The 19,715-nt window shown below is 41.4% G+C and carries 18 protein-coding genes; 17 read left to right on the top strand and 1 reads right to left on the bottom strand.

The window, feature by feature from the left end:
• The first annotated feature begins 93 nt into the window (after nucleotides 1-93).
• From AC0VZ9_RS19200 to AC0VZ9_RS19135, 14 genes are all read left to right on the top strand, one after another.
• A complete protein-coding gene (locus tag AC0VZ9_RS19200; RefSeq protein WP_251267387.1) occupies nucleotides 94-744 on the top strand; it encodes an HD domain-containing protein in 651 nt (216 codons plus the stop codon).
• The gene (locus AC0VZ9_RS19195; RefSeq protein WP_475396626.1) at nucleotides 741-2,621 is read left to right on the top strand and encodes an ABC-F family ATP-binding cassette domain-containing protein; all 1,881 of its coding nucleotides are present in this window, start codon (nucleotides 741-743) and stop codon (nucleotides 2,619-2,621) included. Before AC0VZ9_RS19200 ends, AC0VZ9_RS19195 begins: the two co-directional genes overlap by 4 nt.
• 125 nt (nucleotides 2,622-2,746) lie before the next feature.
• A complete protein-coding gene (locus AC0VZ9_RS19190; RefSeq protein WP_251267370.1) occupies nucleotides 2,747-3,883 on the top strand; it encodes a conserved virulence factor C family protein in 1,137 nt (378 codons plus the stop codon).
• A gap of 375 nt (nucleotides 3,884-4,258) precedes the next feature.
• On the top strand, nucleotides 4,259-5,929 hold the full coding sequence (ilvD, locus tag AC0VZ9_RS19185) for a dihydroxy-acid dehydratase (RefSeq protein WP_033196461.1): 1,671 nt from the start codon (nucleotides 4,259-4,261) through the stop codon (nucleotides 5,927-5,929).
• 207 nt (nucleotides 5,930-6,136) lie between these two features.
• Nucleotides 6,137-6,571, top strand: a complete 435-nt coding sequence (locus AC0VZ9_RS19180) for a BrxA/BrxB family bacilliredoxin (RefSeq protein WP_009332636.1) — start codon at nucleotides 6,137-6,139, stop codon at nucleotides 6,569-6,571.
• Nucleotides 6,572-6,650: 79 nt separating this feature from the next.
• Nucleotides 6,651-7,424, top strand: coding sequence for a class I SAM-dependent methyltransferase (locus AC0VZ9_RS19175; RefSeq protein ID WP_475396625.1), 774 nt, complete (start codon nucleotides 6,651-6,653; stop codon nucleotides 7,422-7,424).
• 317 nt (nucleotides 7,425-7,741) lie between these two features.
• Complete coding sequence (locus tag AC0VZ9_RS19170; protein ID WP_475396624.1) at nucleotides 7,742-8,920, top strand: LL-diaminopimelate aminotransferase; 1,179 nt, start codon at nucleotides 7,742-7,744, stop codon at nucleotides 8,918-8,920.
• Between the two features lie 21 nt (nucleotides 8,921-8,941).
• Entirely contained in the window at nucleotides 8,942-9,529 is a 588-nt protein-coding gene (locus tag AC0VZ9_RS19165) for a YpjP family protein (protein ID WP_019379726.1), read from the top strand.
• A gap of 109 nt (nucleotides 9,530-9,638) precedes the next feature.
• Nucleotides 9,639-10,220, top strand: coding sequence for a TerD family protein (locus AC0VZ9_RS19160; protein ID WP_009332632.1), 582 nt, complete (start codon nucleotides 9,639-9,641; stop codon nucleotides 10,218-10,220).
• 81 nt (nucleotides 10,221-10,301) lie between these two features.
• The gene (locus tag AC0VZ9_RS19155) at nucleotides 10,302-11,075 is read left to right on the top strand and encodes a TerC family protein (RefSeq protein WP_019379725.1); all 774 of its coding nucleotides are present in this window, start codon (nucleotides 10,302-10,304) and stop codon (nucleotides 11,073-11,075) included.
• Nucleotides 11,076-11,200: 125 nt separating this feature from the next.
• Nucleotides 11,201-12,412, top strand: a complete 1,212-nt coding sequence (locus AC0VZ9_RS19150) for an HpcH/HpaI aldolase/citrate lyase family protein (RefSeq protein ID WP_019379724.1) — start codon at nucleotides 11,201-11,203, stop codon at nucleotides 12,410-12,412.
• Nucleotides 12,342-13,715: a phosphoribosyltransferase family protein gene (locus AC0VZ9_RS19145; protein WP_475396623.1), complete on the top strand. Its 1,374-nt coding sequence runs from the start codon at nucleotides 12,342-12,344 to the stop codon at nucleotides 13,713-13,715. The genes AC0VZ9_RS19150 and AC0VZ9_RS19145 overlap by 71 nt, the downstream gene beginning before the upstream one ends.
• Complete coding sequence (locus AC0VZ9_RS19140; RefSeq protein ID WP_475396622.1) at nucleotides 13,708-14,814, top strand: cysteine protease StiP family protein; 1,107 nt, start codon at nucleotides 13,708-13,710, stop codon at nucleotides 14,812-14,814. The genes AC0VZ9_RS19145 and AC0VZ9_RS19140 overlap by 8 nt, the downstream gene beginning before the upstream one ends.
• A complete protein-coding gene (locus tag AC0VZ9_RS19135) occupies nucleotides 14,814-15,617 on the top strand; it encodes an HAD family hydrolase (RefSeq protein WP_019379721.1) in 804 nt (267 codons plus the stop codon). Before AC0VZ9_RS19140 ends, AC0VZ9_RS19135 begins: the two co-directional genes overlap by 1 nt.
• Here the strand turns inward: AC0VZ9_RS19135 and AC0VZ9_RS19130 are convergent.
• A complete protein-coding gene (locus tag AC0VZ9_RS19130; protein ID WP_019379720.1) occupies nucleotides 15,614-15,862 on the bottom strand; it encodes a hypothetical protein in 249 nt (82 codons plus the stop codon). The genes AC0VZ9_RS19135 and AC0VZ9_RS19130 overlap by 4 nt on opposite strands.
• 293 nt (nucleotides 15,863-16,155) lie before the next feature.
• Here AC0VZ9_RS19130 and AC0VZ9_RS19125 point away from each other — a divergent pair, with 293 nt between their 5' ends.
• From AC0VZ9_RS19125 to AC0VZ9_RS19115, 3 genes are read left to right on the top strand one after another with little or no spacing between them, the layout of a single operon-like run.
• On the top strand, nucleotides 16,156-17,793 hold the full coding sequence (locus tag AC0VZ9_RS19125) for a YceG family protein (RefSeq protein ID WP_475397516.1): 1,638 nt from the start codon (nucleotides 16,156-16,158) through the stop codon (nucleotides 17,791-17,793).
• A 2-nt stretch (nucleotides 17,794-17,795) separates the two neighbouring features.
• Nucleotides 17,796-18,902, top strand: a complete 1,107-nt coding sequence (locus AC0VZ9_RS19120; protein ID WP_009332625.1) for a toxic anion resistance protein — start codon at nucleotides 17,796-17,798, stop codon at nucleotides 18,900-18,902.
• Between the two features lie 52 nt (nucleotides 18,903-18,954).
• Nucleotides 18,955-19,566, top strand: a complete 612-nt coding sequence (locus tag AC0VZ9_RS19115) for a TerD family protein (RefSeq protein ID WP_019379717.1) — start codon at nucleotides 18,955-18,957, stop codon at nucleotides 19,564-19,566.
• The last annotated feature ends 149 nt before the right edge of the window (nucleotides 19,567-19,715 follow it).

The raw sequence follows: 19,715 nt of genomic DNA, 5'->3' as shown, positions 1-19,715 counted from the left end.
CAATAAATGGTTCTATAGATATGGCATTACCTTGCCATCGTTTCTTTTTGGGACTAATGTTAAAATGGAGTGTGGAGTTTGAAAGCAGGTGAAATAATGAAGGAAAAAAATATACATTTAACAGAAAAATTCGTCCGGGATACACTCGGAGAAGATTCGACCGGGCATGACTGGCATCATATTGAGCGGGTGAGAAAAAATGCCCTTTACATAGCTAAAAAGGAACAAGCAGGAGATCCTTTTTTAATTGAAATGGCAGCACTGCTTCATGATATACCCGATGCTAAACTGAACACTTCAAGGGAAGCTGGAGAAAGGAAGCTATCTGATTTTCTGCAGGAAATTGAGATTGCAGAAGAAGCTTCCAGCAGCATTAAGACAATTATTGATTCAGTTTCTTTTAAAGGAGGCAATAACAAGAAGGTCTTAAGCGTGGAAGCTAAAATAGTCCAGGATGCGGATCGATTGGATGCGATTGGTGCTGTGGGGATTGCACGGGCATTTGCCTATGGCGGCAAAAAAGGGCAGCCAATTCATGATCCCGGCCTTGAAATCAGAAAAGTAATGACTGAAGATGAATACCGGAATGGTAAGTCATCATCCATCAATCATTTCTACGAAAAGCTATTGAAGCTGAGAGAACTGCTAAATACTGACACTGCCAGGGAAATGGCAGAAGAGCGGCATCAAATTATGGAGAAATATCTGCATCAATTTTTTATAGAATGGAATGGTCAAGCATGAAGATGATCTCTGTGGAAAATGTTACAAAAACATATGGAGAGAAAGAACTTTTTAATGATATATCTTTTACAATCGCTGAAAAAGAAAGGGCAGGACTGATCGGTGTAAACGGTACAGGGAAATCTTCCCTGCTTAAAGTGATTGCCGGTGTTGACCTGCCAGACTCTGGAGAAATAGTCACTCCTAGAGATTACACCATTTCATATTCAGCACAGCAGCCTGAACTCAACTATGATTTAACAGTTCTCGAGCAGGTTTTTGCAGGAGATGCGCCAATTCTTGTACTGCAGAGAGAATATGAACAAGCCCTGCTGGAGCTTAGCATGCACCCCGAAGATACAGACATTCAGCAAAATCTTTTCGAACTTCAAAAAAGAATGGATACCCTTGATGCCTGGGAAGTGAACACCGATGCAAAAACGATACTCACTAAGCTGGGTATCGAGGAGTTCAGCAAAAAGATTGGAGAGCTTTCTGGCGGGCAAAAAAAACGGGTTGCCCTGGCACAAGTATTGATCCAGTCACCTGACTTGCTGATTCTTGACGAGCCGACAAATCATCTTGATTTTGAATCGGTCAAATGGCTGGAAGAATATCTGGGCAGGTACAGGGGGGCTCTGCTCCTTGTAACACATGATCGTTATTTCCTTGACCGGGTTACAAATAGAATGTTTGAACTTGAAGGCGGAAATCTATACAGCTATAAAGGGAATTATGCTGCATTCCTTGAAGCAAAGGCGGTAAGAGAGGAAAATGAGGCGGCAGCCATCGATAAGCAGAAAAATCTGTTCAGAAGGGAACTGGAATGGATCAGAAGAGGTGCAAAAGCCCGTACCACCAAACAAAAAGCCAGAATCCAGCGGTTTGAAACCCTTGACAGCCAGCTTGCTTCAGTTAAATCCTCCGAAAAATTGGATATGTCCCTAAGCGGCAGCCGCCTAGGAAAACAGGTATTTGAACTCGAATCTGCTTCAAAAAAGTATGGCACTCAAACGATTCTGGATCATTTTGATCTTCTTGTAAAACCAGGGGATAGAATAGGGATTATCGGAAGAAATGGAACGGGGAAATCTACTCTGCTTAACATACTGGCAGGCCGGATTCCGCTTGACTCAGGTAAGCGCATTATTGGGCAGACAGTAAAAATCGCTTACTATACACAGGAAAGCGAAGATATGGATGAGAACAAGCGCATGATCGAATACCTCAAAGAAACAGCAGAAGTGGTTGAAACATCCGATGGCAAAACGATTTCTGCAGCTCAAATGCTTGAGCGCTTCCTATTTCCGGCCTATTCTCACGGCACTCCTATCCGCAAGCTTTCCGGCGGGGAAAAACGCAGGCTGTATTTATTGAAAATCTTAATGTCTGAGCCTAATGTTCTTCTGCTTGATGAGCCGACCAATAACCTTGATACTCAAACCCTAACGGTTCTCGAAGATTATCTTGAAGATTTTCCCGGTGTAGTCATTACAGTTTCGCATGACCGCTACTTCCTGGATAAAGTGGCTGAGCAGCTTCTTGTATTAAAAGGCGAGGGCAAAATCGAATCCTACTATGGAAATTACAGTGAATTTCTTGAAAGCGAGAATGCCAAGCCTGTTCAGGAAGCTGATCATGCCCCCAAAAAGGCGAGGGAAACTAAGCCGAAAAAGAAGAGAATGAGCTACAAAGAAAAAAAGGAATGGGAAGAAATCGAGGGTAAAATTGAAGCGGCTGAATCCCGTCTCGAAGCGATTTCCTCAGAAATGGCCAGCATCGGCAGTGACTTTGAAAAGGGTCAGGCCTTAGTAGAAGAAGAAACAAAGCTGAATGAAGAGCTTGAATACTTGATTGAGAGATGGAGCTATCTTTCAGAAGCAGCTGAAAATGAATAATTCATACCCGGGGATTTTTCCCGGGTTTCTTTGCATATTCAGAAACAGCTAAAATGCCTCGATAATCTCCTTATGTTAAAATAATACCAGTTACCATCGTGAATATATAAAAAAGGGTGATACTTTTGAGAATAAAAGCAATCGAACCAACACCAAGTCCAAACACTATGAAGGTTATTCTTGATGAAGAGCTTCCGATGGGGAAGGCCAATAATTATAAAAAGGAAAAAAAAGAAGGAGCTCCAAAGATTATTCTAGATATACTTGAAATTGAAGGAATCAAAGGGGTGTACCATGTTGCCGATTTCCTTGCTGTCGAAAGAAATGCGAAATATGACTGGAAAGAGCTTCTCCCTCAAGTAAGATCCGCTTTTGGCGAGGATGTGGAAAATGAAGGCACAGAAGACAACGGCATCGATGAACATTTTGGTGAAGTCCAAGTGTTAGTCCAAATGTATAAAGGAATTCCCATGCAGGTAAAACTGACTGACGGCACAGAAGAAAAGCGCTTTGGACTTCCTGAAAACTTTATCAGTGCTGTTTCAGAGGCCCAGGATCCTGCAGATAACGTTGTCATGGTCCGCAAGTGGAAAGAATTCGGTGTCCGCTATGGAGACTTTGACCAAGTTGGCCATGATATTGTTGAAGAATTAATGGCTGCCTATCCAGAAGCAAGACTCCAGATACTTGTTAAAACGGCAAAAAGCCCGGATAAAGCGGAGGAAAAAAACGCACGTTCCCTTCTTAAACTGTCTGTCGAAGATCTGGATTCCCCAGATTGGCGGGAGCGCTATCAAAAACTCGAACAGATGGATGATCCTGAACTGGAGGACCTGCCTGTGCTTGAAAAAGCGCTTAAAGATGAGAAGGCTTCAATCAGAAGACTTGCGACAGTTTATCTTGGGATGATTGAGGAAAAGAGTGTCCTGCCTCTCCTCTACAAAGCATTAAAGGATAAAACGGTCACTGTAAGACGTACAGCAGGGGATTGTTTGTCAGACCTGGGATTTGAAGAAGCAATGGACGCCATGAAGGAAGCACTGCAGGATGACAGTAAACTTGTGCGCTGGCGTGCGGCTATGTTCCTTTACGAAGTGGGTGATGAAAGTGTGCTTCCTGCTTTAAAAGCAGCAGAAGACGATCCGGAATTCGAAGTCAGCATGCAAATCAAATTGGCTATTGAAAGAATTGAACATGGAGAAGAAGCAAAAGGGTCAGTTTGGAAACAGATGACTGAATCCCGGAAACGGGGCCAGGAATAATTACAGGAAAAAACCGCTCACAGAATGAAAATCTGGAGCGGTTTTTTTGTTGGGCATATAAGGAATTGTTCCCGGCGTCTTAGGAAAGACGGCAGCAGTAATAAGGTAACGACTGAAGCAAAATTTTGTGCCCGGCTTTTTATAGAATGTCCCGTCCTCAATTATTGAATTCCATAACTCACACACACTGCAGTTTCACCCATTTAAAGCGAAAAATTATAATAAATTTGTAAAAATTATTGAAATTATCCGAAAAAGGGTCTATATTGGAAAGAAAATATTTGGGAGCAGGAGGCTTATCATATTATTCCCATAGAATAAGAGATTATGAATCTAGGGTAAACGGAGGTATTACATACTATGACTGGCTCACAGATGAGAAGTGATATGATCAAAAAAGGCACAGACCGGGCTCCGCACCGCAGCTTGCTGCGTGCTGCCGGGGTAAAGGAAGAGGATTTCGGAAAACCATTTATTGCTGTGTGCAATTCCTATATTGATATCGTACCTGGACATGTGCATTTGCAGGAATTCGGTAAAATTGTTAAAGAAGCAATCCGTGAAGCAGGAGGAGTTCCATTTGAATTTAATACCATCGGAGTAGATGATGGAATTGCCATGGGCCATATTGGCATGCGCTATTCTCTGCCAAGCCGCGAAATCATTGCAGACTCACTTGAAACAGTTGTTTCTGCACACTGGTTTGACGGAATGGTCTGTATCCCGAACTGCGATAAAATTACGCCTGGAATGATGATGGGGGCCTTAAGGGTTAATATTCCAACCGTTTTTGTCAGCGGAGGCCCGATGAAAGCTGGCGTTGATTCAAGCGGAAAACCTTTATCTTTAAGCTCTGTCTTTGAGGGTGTAGGTGCCTTTGAATCTGGACAAATCGATGAAAAAAGGCTTCAGGAAATCGAGCAGGTTGCCTGTCCGACTTGCGGATCATGTTCCGGAATGTTCACTGCAAATTCCATGAACTGTCTGGCAGAAGGGCTGGGCCTTGCACTTCCTGGCAATGGGACGATTCTGGCAGTATCAGAAGAGAGAAAAGAGTTTGTTAAACGTTCAGCCAAGCAGCTGATGGAATTAATAAAAAAAGACATCAAGCCGCGCGATATCGTTACAATTGATGCGATTGACAATGCATTTGCCCTGGATATGGCAATGGGCGGGTCAACCAATACAGTTCTTCACACATTGGCACTTGCTCACGAAGCCGAATTTGAATATCCGATTGAACGAATTAATCAGATTGCCAACCGGGTTCCGCATTTAGCGAAGATTGCTCCTGCTTCAGATTATCATATTGAAGATGTTCATAATGCGGGTGGAGTCAGTGCGATCATCAATGAATTGCTTAAAAAGCCGGACGCCCTGAATGGAGATTGTCTGACGGTTACCGGAAAGACGCTAAGGGAGAATGTTGCAGGCAGTGAAATTCTGGATAAAAACGTAATCCGTACCCTGGAGAATCCGCATTCTGAACGCGGAGGGCTGGCAGTTCTGTTTGGAAATCTTGCTCCTGAAGGATCAATTATAAAAGTCGGTGCTGTTGATGAATCAGTAGGCGGATACCATAGAGGACCAGCCATCTGCTTTGATTCGCAGGAAGAGGCATTATCCGGAATCATTACCGGCAAAGTGCAGGAAGGCCATGTTGTAGTCATTCGATATGAGGGTCCTAAAGGAGGGCCTGGAATGCCGGAGATGCTTGCACCTACTTCCCAGATTGTTGGCCGGGGACTCGGGGCAAAAGTCGGCCTGATTACAGATGGCCGTTTCTCAGGGGCTTCCAGGGGGATCAGCATTGGGCACATTTCTCCTGAGGCTGCTGAAGGCGGGCCTATTGCATTCGTGGAAAATGGAGATATCATTGAATTGGATTTGAATAACCGTACAATAAACCTGGAAATCTCGGATGAAGAATTTGAAGAACGCAAAGCCAATTGGCAAGGCTTCGAGCCAAAGGTCAAAAAAGGGTATCTTGCCCGTTATTCGAAGCTTGTAACCAATGCCAGCACAGGCGGCGTTATGAAAATTTAATAATGTTAAGAAAGCCGGTCATTTATGACTGGCTTTCTTGCTGATAAGAGTTTTTGGCCGATATGTATGTGATTTAGGACGATAGAATACCGTAATAGGACGATAAAAAGGATTACAAAGTAATACCCGGCATAGAAAAATTGCATAAAGATCATACGTTATAGTATGCTTACTTTACAAACTTCAGCTTAAGGAGGAGGCAATTTTATGTCTATGGCATATGAAGAATATATGAAACAAATGGTAAAGCCGATGCGTGAGGAGCTTGTACAGGCTGGTTTTAAAGAGCTGACGGCTTCAGAAGATGTAGAGCAGTTTATGGAAGGTCTTGAAGGAACAGCTCTTGTTGTTGTCAATTCAGTTTGCGGCTGTGCTGCTGGACTGGCTCGGCCGGCAGCTACACAGGCCGTCTTACGCAGTGAAAAGAAACCTGATCATTTAGTGACGGTGTTTGCAGGACAGGATAAAGAAGCAACAGCTAAAATGCGCGAGTACTTTGATGGATATGAGCCTTCATCTCCTTCTATGGCTGTTTTAAAAGGGAAGGAAGTTGTGCACTTCATTCACCGCCATGATATTGAAGACCATTCCATGGAAGCGATCATGGAAAATCTTCTTGCGGCTTTTGAGGCGAATTGCTGAGAATATAAAGATTAAACAAAACGGGGTGTCTGCTGGCACCCTTTTTTTATAGCAAAATTAAGAAATTCAGGTGAACACAATGATTATTACAACTGCCGGACGCACCAATGAAGCAATGAAAGAAAAAGCAAAAAAAATTGCCGAACAATTGGGTGCAGAATATATCAGCAGGAATAAAAGGTCTGTAGGAATGATCCAAAAACAAGTTCCTGAAGACTGCATAGTAGTTGGAAAAGAACGTTTGGAGCTTTTTCCTATAGGTGAAAGCCAGCCATTTTTCTTTCATCCCAGTTCAGCGATGTTCAGAGTAAAGCGTCTCCTAAAAGGAGAGGGTGATCCTTTTCTTCAGGCTGCGGGGCTTAAAGAAGGCAGCAGTATTATAGATTGTACCCTTGGACTGGCCTCGGACAGCATAACAGCCAGTTATGCAGCAGGGAGTAAAGGCAAAGTTACAGGGCTGGAAGGAAATAAATATCTTTCCTTCATGGTGGCGAATGGCCTTAGACAATGGGACTCCGGGCTTGATAGTATGAATCAGGCAATGAGAAGAATAAAGGTGGAGTCGTCAATGGCCCTTCCTTATTTGAAAAAATTGCCCCCGGACAGTTATGACGTTGTATATTTTGATCCCATGTTTGAAGAAAAAATCCTTGAGTCAGAGGGGATTAAAGCACTGAGGAACTTTGCTGTTTATGAGGACCTGTCAGAGGAAGTTATTTTTCATGCAAAAAGAGCAGCCAGACAGAGAGTGGTTCTGAAGGATCACTTTAGAAGTTCAAGGTTTGACCGATATGGCTTCAAAGTAATTGAAAGAAAGTCATCGAAATTTCATTTTGGGGTAATTGAAAAATAAGAAAAAGTGCCTGAATACCAGGCACCTTCTTATTTAATCTGCGATGGCCAGATAAACAAAGTAAGCCATCAGCAAAAGGCTTGCAATAACAAAGAATACAGACCAATCCATTTGAATTTCCCCCTTTTTATTCTCCTCGGCTTGAAGAAAACGATTTGTTCTTATTATTCCCGCTTTGCTGCTTTATAATCCGGCAAATATATTTTTCACTATATATCTATTGTTCTTTTTAACGATACATGAAATCAATTTAAATTTGGTTCGAAAAGAAGTATAATAGAAAAATAGAATTGAGATACATAGCGAGGAAGGATACTATGGAATTTCCTATTTCAAAAAGAATGGCTTCTTTTCCGGAAAGTGTGTTTGCTGAATTGTCCCAAATTAAGAATTCGAAACTTTCAGACGGATTTCCGGTGATTGATTTGAGCATTGGCAGCCCTGATTTGCCCCCTCCCGCTTTTGTTATGGAGGAGTTAGCAAGAGGAACCCGGGAACCAGAATCATATGGGTACTCGTTAACAGGTACAAATGAATTTCATTCTGCAGTCTGCAGCTATTATAAACGAAATTTTGAAGTGAATCTTGAATCTTCAGAGGTGCTGCTTTTAATGGGTTCCCAGGACGGGCTGGTTCATTTGCCGATGGTTCTATGTAACCCTGGAGAGTATATCCTAGTCCCGGACCCGGGATATACTGCTTATGCTGCAGGTGCAGCATTGGCCGGGGCACAGATGTACGGCATGCCCTTAAAAAAGGACAGTAGCTTCCTGCCGGATTTTGATGAAATCCCTGATGAAATACTCGCAAACACGAAATTAATGATTCTGAATTTCCCCGGCAATCCCGTTCCTGCAATGGCGACAGAAGAGTTTTTTCTTCAGGTGATCCATCTGGCAAAGAAGTACGGCTTTGCTGTATTGCATGATTTTGCTTATTCAGAACTTTATTATGAGAAGAAACCTCTAAGTTTTTTGTCTGTTACAGGGGCAATGGATGTAGGGATTGAAATGAATTCACTATCAAAAAGTTTTAATATGGCAGGATGCAGGGTGGCATATGCTGCCGGTAATCAGCAGCTTATTGCGCTGCTGGCCAACTTCAAATCCAATTTGGATTATGGAGTATTCTTGCCGGTGCAGTCAGCTGCAGTGAAAGCATTGAATGATCAGTCCTCTTTTTTGAAGGACTTGAGAGAAACATATAGAAAAAGAAGAGATGTATTATTAAAAGAGCTGAAAAACATCGGGTGGGATATCAGCAAGCCGGAGGGGTCAATGTTTTTGTGGGCTGAGGTTCCAAATGGATACAGCTCCTCCCGGGATTTTGCGGTTGACTTGATTAACCGCTCCGGCGTAGTCGTAACCCCTGGAAGTGCCTTTGGCCAATGGGGTGAGGGATATGTTCGGATTGCACTTGTTCAGCCCGAAGATGTATTAAAGCAAGCTGCCGCAAATATTGAAAAAAGCGGCATATTTAAGAAAATCATTGCTTAGCAGAAAGGAAGGCGAAAAAACATGCCGAATTGGCTGAGAAAATCCTTTGTTGTACTTGTTACCATTTTAACATTTGGCCTCGTCACACCTTCTCAGGCTTTTCTATATGAAAATACCAGCCAGTTAAAAGCCTCTAGAGCTTCTGATGTGGAAAACTCGGAAAACAGTGCAGAACTTGCTGAAGAGGAAGATACTAATTTTGATAAGGATGACTTTATCAGGCAAATGCTTATAGAAGCTGAGGCACAATCATATGAGAAGTTTGGCGCAAAGATAGGCCCTGTTATTGAAGATGAGTTTAACGAGGTGATACTTCCAAATATTGAGAAAGCCATCCACGAGGTGGCGGTGCAGTTTCCCGAAGAAAGCCTTGCTAACTTAAAGGTTACAGAAACTCCGGGGGGCGGATTGTCGGAAAAAATCTTCCATATCACCAATAGCAAGGCGAATGAAGATGTCATTCGCTTCCATGTAAGAAGGGACCATCCTCCTCAGCAGGGATACTGGTTTAATTTTCACTATCATACACACCATGATAATTTTCAGGCCCATCATGAACTTGGATCAATTTACTGGAATAAAAACACTCCGCCGAAATGGATGACTTAAAGATTGAAATAAATCCTGGAATATGAAAAAATATTTTTATGGATTATGAAACTTTTCATGATTTATAGCGTAAATACATTTATTCTACATAATGGAGGTTTGAGTTGAAATGGCAGTAAGCTTATCAAAAGGACAAAAAGTTGACTTAACAAAAACAAACCCGGGTATGACTAAGGTAATAGTCGGACTTGGGTGGGACACGAATAAATACGATGGCGGAACTGACTTCGATTTGGATTCTTCTGTATTCCTCCTCGGAGACACTGGGAAGGTAACTTCTGAAAGCGACTTTGTTTTTTATAACAATACAACTGGTGCTAATGGTTCCGTTGTACATACTGGAGATAACCGTACAGGAGAAGGGGCTGGAGATGACGAGCAGGTGAAAATTGACCTTGCTAATGTGCCTGCAAACATCCAGCGTATTACGTTCACAATCACAATTCATGACGGAGAAGCACGCAATCAGAACTTTGGACAGGTATCAAATTCCTATGTAAGAATCCTTAATGAAGATACAGGCGAAGAATTGATCCGCTATGACCTGGGGGAAGATTTCTCTATTGAAACTGCACTTGTAGTTGGAGAACTATACAGACATAACGGAGAATGGAAATTCAGTGCGATTGGAAGCGGATATCAGGGCGGACTGGCTGCACTGGCAAAAGATTTTGGTTTACAGGTTGGATAAATAAGAGGTATATTTGCTTAATAAGGCTCGGCATTGCCGGGTCTTTTATACGGACAAATACTTGGGGGGAATAATACAAGAATGGAAGTTTTAGAGGCAATTCTGAATACTTATGCCAAGTTTTTTCACTGGGACATGTGGGTGGAGGCTTTATCAAAACCGGAAAGCTGGGCACTGATAGGTACACTAATAATTTTAGAAGGTTTGTTATCTGCAGATAATGCATTAGTACTTGCTGTAATGGTAAAACATTTACCAGAAAAACAGCGTAAGAAAGCACTTTTTTACGGACTGCTAGGTGCTTACTTCTTCAGGTTCCTTGCAATTGGAATCGGGGTATACTTAATAGAATTCTGGTATATTAAGGCATTGGGTGCAGCCTATTTAGCCTGGCTTGCAATCAAGTATTTTATTGATAAGCGGAAAGCCGAGCAAGACGGTGATGAAGAGGCCATTGAAGGGATTAATCAGCGAGGTTTATTAATTCGTCTTTTTGGCACTTTCTGGGGAACCGTCATTGCGGTGGAATTGATGGATATCGCCTTCTCCATAGATAGTATATTAGCTGCGCTTGGAGTAAGTGAAGAAATCTGGGTGCTGTTAATTGGAGGCATGCTTGGTATTATCATGATGCGTGGAGTAGCGGGAGTATTCTTAAAGCTGATTGACAGGGTGCCAGAATTGGAAACAAGCTCATATATTCTAATCCTTCTAATTTCTGCTAAGATGCTTGCCAGTGCGGCAGGTATTCATATTGACCATATTTATTTCTTTATTGTGTTGGTCATCGTGTTTGCACTTACTTTTGTAGTTCATGCAAGGAATGCAAAAAAGGAAGCTGCAGATCAGGGCTGAACTTAAATATCTAATTGCTCAACGTTTAAAAGGGAACAGACACTTGTCCGCTCCCTTTTATTTTTATCTTTTTTGGACGAAAAAGGAAGAAAGTAGTATTTATGTGAAGGAATGGAGCTGCAAAAATGAGACTATTTTCCGATCTTCCGGATGAAAAAATAAATCAGGTGTTTTACAAAAAGCCGGGCCATTTTAACAAGAGGTCAGGCAGGGATCTTTTAGCATATGCACTTGGAGCAACTTTGTATATGCCGGCTACAAGGCCTAATATTCATCAGGATCTGCTCTCAAAAAAGCATGCAGGCCTTACATCCATGGTCATATGCCTTGAAGATGCAATTGGTGATGATGAAGTGGAACAGGCAGAAGACCTGCTGTCTTTGGAATTGGAAAATTTGAGCTCGGACCTTGACAAGGGGCTTTGTGAAGAAGAAGATCTCCCTTTGCTCTTCGTGCGTATCAGAAGCTATGAACAGCTTATTAGACTCAAAAACAGAATCCCCAATGGCATGCATCTTCTCACTGGTTTTGTTCTGCCAAAGTTCTCTCCGGCTGAAGGATGCAAAATTTTAGCTGAAATTAAAAAGCTTAATTCTTATGGTTATTGTTTATATGCCATGCCGATTCTGGAAACTAAAGAAATCATTCAAAAAGAAACAAGGCTTGATGAATTAATCGGCATTAAGAAGGTTTTGGACCAGCATTCTGAACTGATTTTGAATGTGCGGATTGGTGCCACTGATTTTAGCGGGCTATATGGAATTCGCAGAAACTCAGATACTACTGTATATGATATTGCTGTTATCAGAGATTGTATCTCAGATATCATTAATATATTTTTGCGTTCCGATCAGCCATATGTCATCTCAGGCCCGGTATGGGAATACTTCTCCTCAAAGGAGCGTCTTCTGAAGCCTCAAATCAGGCAGACTCCATTCAGGGAACGTCTTGGGCAGGATGGGCTCAAAATGAGGACGGACTTGATTGACCGGCATATGGACGGATTAATTAGAGAAATTGCGATGGATATATCAAATGGCTTAACTGGAAAAACCATTATCCATCCAACCCATATCAGGCCCGTACAGGCATTGAATACTGTCACCCTTGAAGAGTATTTGGATGCACAGAGCATCGCCGGTCAGGCCGGCGGAAAAATAGGGGTTATGAAAAGCGATTACCAAAACAAAATGAATGAAATTAAACCCCATTTATATTGGGCTAAAAAAATATTATTAAAATCAGAAGTATACGGGGTGCTGCAGGATGAGATCACATACATTGACCTACTCAAAAACGAAATATTCAATTCAGATACTCAACTCATTAACCGTTGATATTCAGATAACCGATAACCCTTATGAGCTTGCGCCTGAAGATTTGTTTGTCATGGCCGCAAGAATAAATAAAAAAAGATCCTTTTTATTTGTCAGCAAAGTACTCGGAAAACATATTCCGATTAATCCGCAAATCGGACTCCTGACAGGGGAACTGCTTGCAAGCCGTTATATGGAAAAGGTAAAGAACGTAGACACAGGAAAGGCCGCTGAGCTTCTATCTGCTTTTAAAAACGGCTCAGGCGTCATAAACAGCAGCCCTTTTATTCATGAAGAACATAACCCTGTCATTATCGGTTTTGCCGAAACAGCAACGGCACTTGGGCATGCTTTCTTTCAATCATTTAAACGTGCCGATTACTTTCACACAACAAGAGAGCAGCTGATTGATAGGAATTCTGTCATAACATTTGAAGAAGAACATTCCCATGCTACTTCCCACAGGTGTTACACAAATGAAAGCCTTTTGGATAATAAGAGAGAGATCATTCTTGTTGATGATGAAATGACAACAGGAAAAACAGCTATTAATATCATCCGATCCATTCATGAACGCTTTCCCAGAAAGATTTATACAGTCGTCTCCATTCTGGATTGGCGTTCCCTAAAAAACCAGATTCTGTTTGATGATCTTGAAAAAGAATTGGGCATTATTATTCACAGTGTGTCTCTTCTAAAAGGGGAGATCGACGTTAAGGGTTCCCCTGAAGTGCATGAAAGTCAGTCATCGGATGAACTGAAAGGAAATGATGGGCTAATTTCCTATATTCATATAAATAATGAATTCCCTGAACTATTAAGCCCGGTGAATGAGCCTTCTGCTGCTCTAAGCGGTGAAGTCAAAACTATTCCTTATTTAAAAGATTCTGGCCGTTTCGGGCTGGATGCAAAACGCCAAGCCAGATTAAGTGTGTCATTAGCTGAGATCGGCCAATACCTATCAGGTAAACGGGATGGCAGGAATACGCTATGTCTTGGAACAGGGGAGTTTATGTATATCCCTATGAAACTTGCCTCATTAATGGGGGAAGGCGTAAAATTCCACTCAACAACACGCAGTCCCATTTTTGTAAGAAATGTTAATGAATATGGAGCCAAATACGGCATATCCTTTCAAAACCCTGAAGACCCTGAAATGGCGCAATTTGTTTATAACATTCCAGAGGACTATTATGAAGAACTATTCCTGTTTTTCGAAAGGAAGCCGGAAAAAGATTCACTTATGCCTTTTATCAATCAATTAAAGAAATATATAAAGAATATAAAAATAGTTTGCTTTAATGGGGGTGAAACAAATGAATAGAATTGCGGAAAAATTTGGTTCATATAGTAAAGATGACGTTGTATTTTTACTGAAGGATTTAAGCAGATATTCACTTGAAGGATCCATTGAGCAAAGGGAAAAAAACATTCAGTCCGGTCAGCATTATAGTGAAACACTTCCTATTGAATACCAGCCTCCTGAAAATTACCTTTCCCTGTTTTGGGAAACACTTGATGAATACAAACGAAAAACAGCATTGTCCATAGGAGTGGTTTCTGAACAAATTTGGAAGAAAAAAGGAAGAAATGCGGTTTTAGTTTCCCTGGCCAGAGCAGGGACGCCTGTCGGTATTCTAATAAAACGGTATCTTTATGAAGTATATGGAGTAAGATTGCCGCATTACAGCATTTCCATTATCAGGGACCGGGGGATCGACGAAAACGCGATAAAGCATATCTTAAACTCACATCCTGGCTGCAATATTCAGTTTGTGGATGGATGGACAGGCAAAGGGGCCATTTCTGTTGAATTAACCAAGGCCTGCAGACAATTCCATGAACATTATGGTGTTCTTCTCGATGACACTTTGGCTGTTCTTGCAGATCCAGGATTTTGCACAACACTTTATGGAACAAGGGAGGACTTTCTGATTCCAAGTGCCTGCCTCAATTCTACTGTTTCAGGATTGGTCAGCAGAACAGTATTAAATGAATCCTTAATTGGGCCGGAAGATTACCATGGCGCCAAATACTATAGGGAGCTGGAGGAAGCAGATGTTTCAAACCATTATCTCTCAGCGATTACAGAAGAGTTCTCGGCTATTAAACAGGAAGCAGCTGAACTTGCGGCCAAGATTATGGAAAACCCTGGGGAAGCATGTTTTAAAGGAATGAAAGAAGTTCAGAGAATACAAGAGGAATTTAAAATTGAATCTATTAACTTTGTAAAGCCGGGAGTCGGAGAAACCACCAGGGTTCTTCTGAGAAGGCTTCCATGGAAAATTCTGATGAGAGACCCTAAAAGCCCATATGTTCGCCATATTGTGATGCTTGCCCGGGAGAGGAATGTCGAGATTATTCATTATCCTGATATGAGCTACACATGCTGTGGATTAATTAAAAAGACGGGAGAAGAATAATGAGGATGTTTGCTTCAGACCTGGACAGGACATTGATCTACTCAAATAAAGCACTAGCTGATTTTGGTCAGACAGGAGAAAAAAATTTAATTGGGGTTGAGCGTAAAGATGGCAGGGAAGTGGCCTTTATGACGAACGAGGGGCTCTTGATGCTGAAAAGGGTATCCGCTCAAATGCTCTTTGTGCCTGTTACAACGAGAACTTACGAACAATATAAGCGCATTTTTATTTTTCAGGATGACCAACTTAATATTCCGTACACTGTCACATCGAATGGCGCAAATATCCATTATCATGGAAAACCTCTTGAGGAGTGGTCCGGCATAGTACGAAAGCGTCTAAAGGCAGAGTGTGCATTGCTTGAGGAAATGATGGACAGATCACAATCTCTGGAACTGAACGGAAAAATAAAAACCGCTGAAAATCTTTTCTTTTACTATATTCTGAATGAACATATTACAACAGCAGCCAAAGAGGAAATAGTAAGGCTGACTGAGTCTTATGGGTGGAGAATATCCCTTCAGGGGAGAAAACTGTATTTTATGCCGAATCCAATCTGTAAAGGCGAGGCAGTAAAATTTATTAAGAATCGGGAAGAAATAAAAATTGTTTTCGGAGCAGGTGATTCAGTTCTGGACCATGATTTCTTAAAGTTCTGCGATTTCCCATACGTCCCAAACCATGGTGAGCTGGCAGCTAATCCAGCCCTCTCACATCCTTACTTGATTTCTAATAATATAGGGGCAGCAGCCGGGGAAGAAATTCTTAATGATGTTTTAAATAATATTAAAGAAAGAGTTTAGTCCGGCTGGTCCCTCAGCCATTTTTTTAAAGCGATAAATAAACAGATGCAAGACGTATAGCATCCTGTAAAGATTAAGCTGCTGATGGCAATAGACTGGTAACTAACAAAAGTGAAGACTGCAAGAATTAATGACAAGAAAAAGATGTCTGTGAAAACAAAAGAACTGGAACATAAAATATTCCTGATCATATCCAGATCATGATCAATCCCCTGATATCTCACTCTTCGAAAAAGCAGCCTCATACTGATTCACCTTCCTTTCACAGAGTACTCCAATTTATGCGGGGACAGGAATAATGGTGAAAAAGTTCATTTGAGGTTATTCAGCTATGAAAATACGGCTGAAATGAAACTTTCTTCCTGTTAAATCGTAAAGAAAGTTAACCATTTTAGTAATAGGCTGTATTCCTATGATATGATGGTAATAAGTTTACATATTTTTTCCCGTGTCATTATCCGGGAACTGAAACGCCATTTTTGAATGAAATGATAAGAATGCATCTTTCGCTCATAGAGGGAAGGGATATAAATTGAACTTGTCGTACAGTCAAATTAAAAATCACATTATAAAGATTACACATGAGAATTGGACCTCACACTTAACAAAGCCTAATCAAGAGCGTGACAGTTACAGAGAGGAACAGCAAACTTTGCATATTGGCCAGATTGTTGCCAGGTTTCTCGGAGTTCCGCTTGATGAAGATGAATATTATAATCGTCTTTTTGACCTTATTCACACAGAGAATGCAGGGCTGCTTCTTTTGAGTGAAGAACATCTGGATAAAACCATTAATAATCAGCATTTCCAGGCGATACAAAAAGTCCTGAACATTAACCAGGAACAGGATTTATCCATAAACCGCTTTGCTGCTTTCCTTGATGGGGAACAGCTGCTGCTTAAATCATCCTCACCTTCTATGCACAGGAAGATTAGAGAAGCGATGATCAGTATGCTGAAACTTTTTTCTGAAACAGAACCAGCCGGATTAAAAAACCAGGATATCCGAAGAGTGCTTGTAGATGTGATTAAGTGGTCCACTAACCATTTGGGCACAGAACTTAAAGATATTGACCCTAAAAGGGCCATGCCAAAAATCCTATGGTACGGTAATGGGAAAAAGAGTCATTTTTATTTTTTGTATTACTTAATTCAAATCGGGTGCGATATTCTTTATTTTTCTCCTTCAGGGGAAGATCTTCCGGCAAAAATGGGGCCGGTTGGTCAGGAATCTTTTGTCCATCATTACCCTGAAAAGAAAAAGCCAGAGCCTTTTCCGCAAGAAAAGAGAAGAAGGAGTGCTACAGTTGCCTATAGAGCATCCAGGGAAATAGAAACCATCCTTAACCATGAGGGATCAGGACTTTATAAGCCCTGGCAGCTGCGGGATTATACACCTTCCTCTGTTACTTTGAAAACCACTTATGATGAGCTCTTTATTTTAATTAAAGAGAAAGCCATGATCCGCCCAAACTTCGAGGTGAAAGAAGGGAGGGTCATGATACCTTCCGTATTTTCAAAAATCCAGGGTGTAAGCAGGAACCGCAAGGAATACTGGGATCGAATACAAACAATCAGCCAGTATGATGAAAGTTTGCTGATAAGGAGATTTCCTTTTACAAATAGCGTCAACAATGATTTTCGGTTCCATTATCGGAATGCACTTGACAGGGAAGGAAAGCTGGATCCTGAAAAAATCATTGCAGGGCACTATTGGAGGTATCAGCAGCTTCCTGGCGGCCTGCAAAATGGAATTGCAATGGCGATTAGAAATATGTGTGAACGTCCGCGTATAAAGCCGCTTTCCGGTGAAGCGGAAGATGAATTGAAGATTTATCTATTTAGCCAAAGCCTGCAAATTCCGCCGAGCATTCTAAAATTAATGCAGCAATTTGATTATTCGCAGGAAGTCCCTAAGATTGTCCTCTATAACAACGAGCTGAACGGGACGATGGTAAGATCGGATGCCGCTCTTCTTTTGCTGCTTAATCAGTTTGGACTGGATATTGTATTGTATAATCCGCCGGGCCATAACGACATTGAAAACTTCATTGAGGAAGATTTATATGATGTCCATTGGCTTGAGGATGTTGTTTTTGAACAGGAATTTAAGGAGCCATCTTTTCTAAAGAAGGTTCTCTTTCAAGGAATATTAAAAAATTTAAAGGGTGATTGAAAATGAATCCGACTAACGCAACAGATTTGAATTTAACAGCCCAGGTGCAGGATGACAAATTAACCGAAAATAAGGTATCAGAAATTAAGCTTGCTTTAAGGCAGGAGCCTGAGGTGCAAAATTTGGCCAGGTCCATCGATGAGAAGGACCAAATTCAAATACTTGAATTCGGTAAAGAGCCTGCAGTCCAGATTTCCCGCTTTTCCGATCAGATACTGAGCAACATGAGAACAACCAAGGTTGAAGATTCAGGTGAGCTTTTAAAGCAGCTCGGCAGAATTATGGACAAATTTGACAAGAAGGATTTCGAGCAGGGATCAAAAGGGATCTTTGGCAAGCTTTTCAAGCGCGGTGAAAAGATGATTGAAAAGCTTTTCGGGAAATATCAGACAATGGGCGCGGAAATTGATAAGGTTTATGTTGAAATTTCCAAATACCAAAGTGAAATGGTTGATTCCACATCCATGCTTGAACAAATGTATGAGCAAAATTATCAGTACTATCTGACGCTCGAAAAATATGCTGTGGCAGGACAGCTGAAAGCCGACGATTTAAAAGCCCATCAGCTTCCTCAGCTGGAAGAAAGGGCGGCCCAGGGGGATCAAATGGCTTCGATGCAGCTGGATACGTTAAGAAATGCCATCGAACTGCTGGAGCAAAGAGTCTATGATCTTGAAATGGCTAAAATGGTTGCCCTTCAAACTGCACCGCAAATCCGGCTGCTGCAGCGAGGCAATACTAAGCTGATCGGGAAGATTAATTCTGCATTCGTTACTACGATTCCAATTTTTAAGAATGGCCTGATTCAGGCAGTGGCAGCAAAGAGACAAAAACTTGTTGCAGATTCAATGAGCGAGCTGGACAGACGAACAAATGAAATGCTTGTGCGCAATGCCCAGAATATTTCTAATCAAAGCGCTGATATCGCAAGATTGGCAGGCGGTCCGAGCATTAAGATAGAAACCATTGAGGAATCCTGGAATATCATCATGAAAGGTATGCAGGAGACAAAATCAATAGAAGAAGAAAACAAGCGTTTACGGCAAGAAGGAACCAGGAGACTGGAACAGCTGCAGGACAATTTTAAAAAAATGAAGCAGCAGGGTTAGGCAGCTGCTCATTTTAAAATAAAATATAAATAATTGATGAGGTGGAATTGATATGGCAATAAATCTTCAAAAAGGCCAGCGTGTTGACTTAACTAAAGGAAATCCCGGATTATCTAAAATTATGGTAGGATTAGGCTGGGATCCAGTACAAAAAAGCGGAGGCGGCGGTCTTCTGGGATCTTTATTCGGAGGCGGCGGCGGTGCAAATATCGACTGCGATGCTTCTGTTATCATGCTTGGTGAAAATGGAAAGCTTAAGAGTAATAAAGATGTTATATATTTCGGTAATTTAAAAAGCAGCGATGGAAGTGTACAGCATTCCGGGGACAATCTTACCGGAGCGGGAGATGGAGACGACGAGCAGGTAATGGTTGATTTAAGCAGAGTGCCGGCACACGTTCACAAAATGGTTTTTGTTGTAAATATCTATGATAGTGTAAAAAGAAAGCAGCATTTTGGCATGATTCAGAATGCATTCATCCGTGTCGTTAACTCTGGAAATAATCAAGAATTGATTAAATATAATCTTACAGATGATTACAGCGGAAAAACTAGTTTAATTGTCGGTGAGATTTATCGCCATGGAGGCGATTGGAAGTTTGCTGCAGTTGGCACTGGAACGGCTTCTCCAGGCCTATCAGATGTTGTGCGTTCATATTCTTAATAAAGATATTCATTGGCAGGGCCCGAATTTATTCGGGCCCTTTTTGAATTTTCATTTAATTTTCCCATCATTTGTTTCCTTCAACTTCTTCATTCGTATGTTATAATTTTAATAGATTAACAGAACGGTTAAAAATTTTTTCTCCATTC

Source organism: Cytobacillus sp. QJM3NY_8 (genome assembly GCF_056173585.1).
Note: the sequence above shows the minus strand (reverse complement) of the source record. Positions and strands in the feature narration are given on the sequence as shown.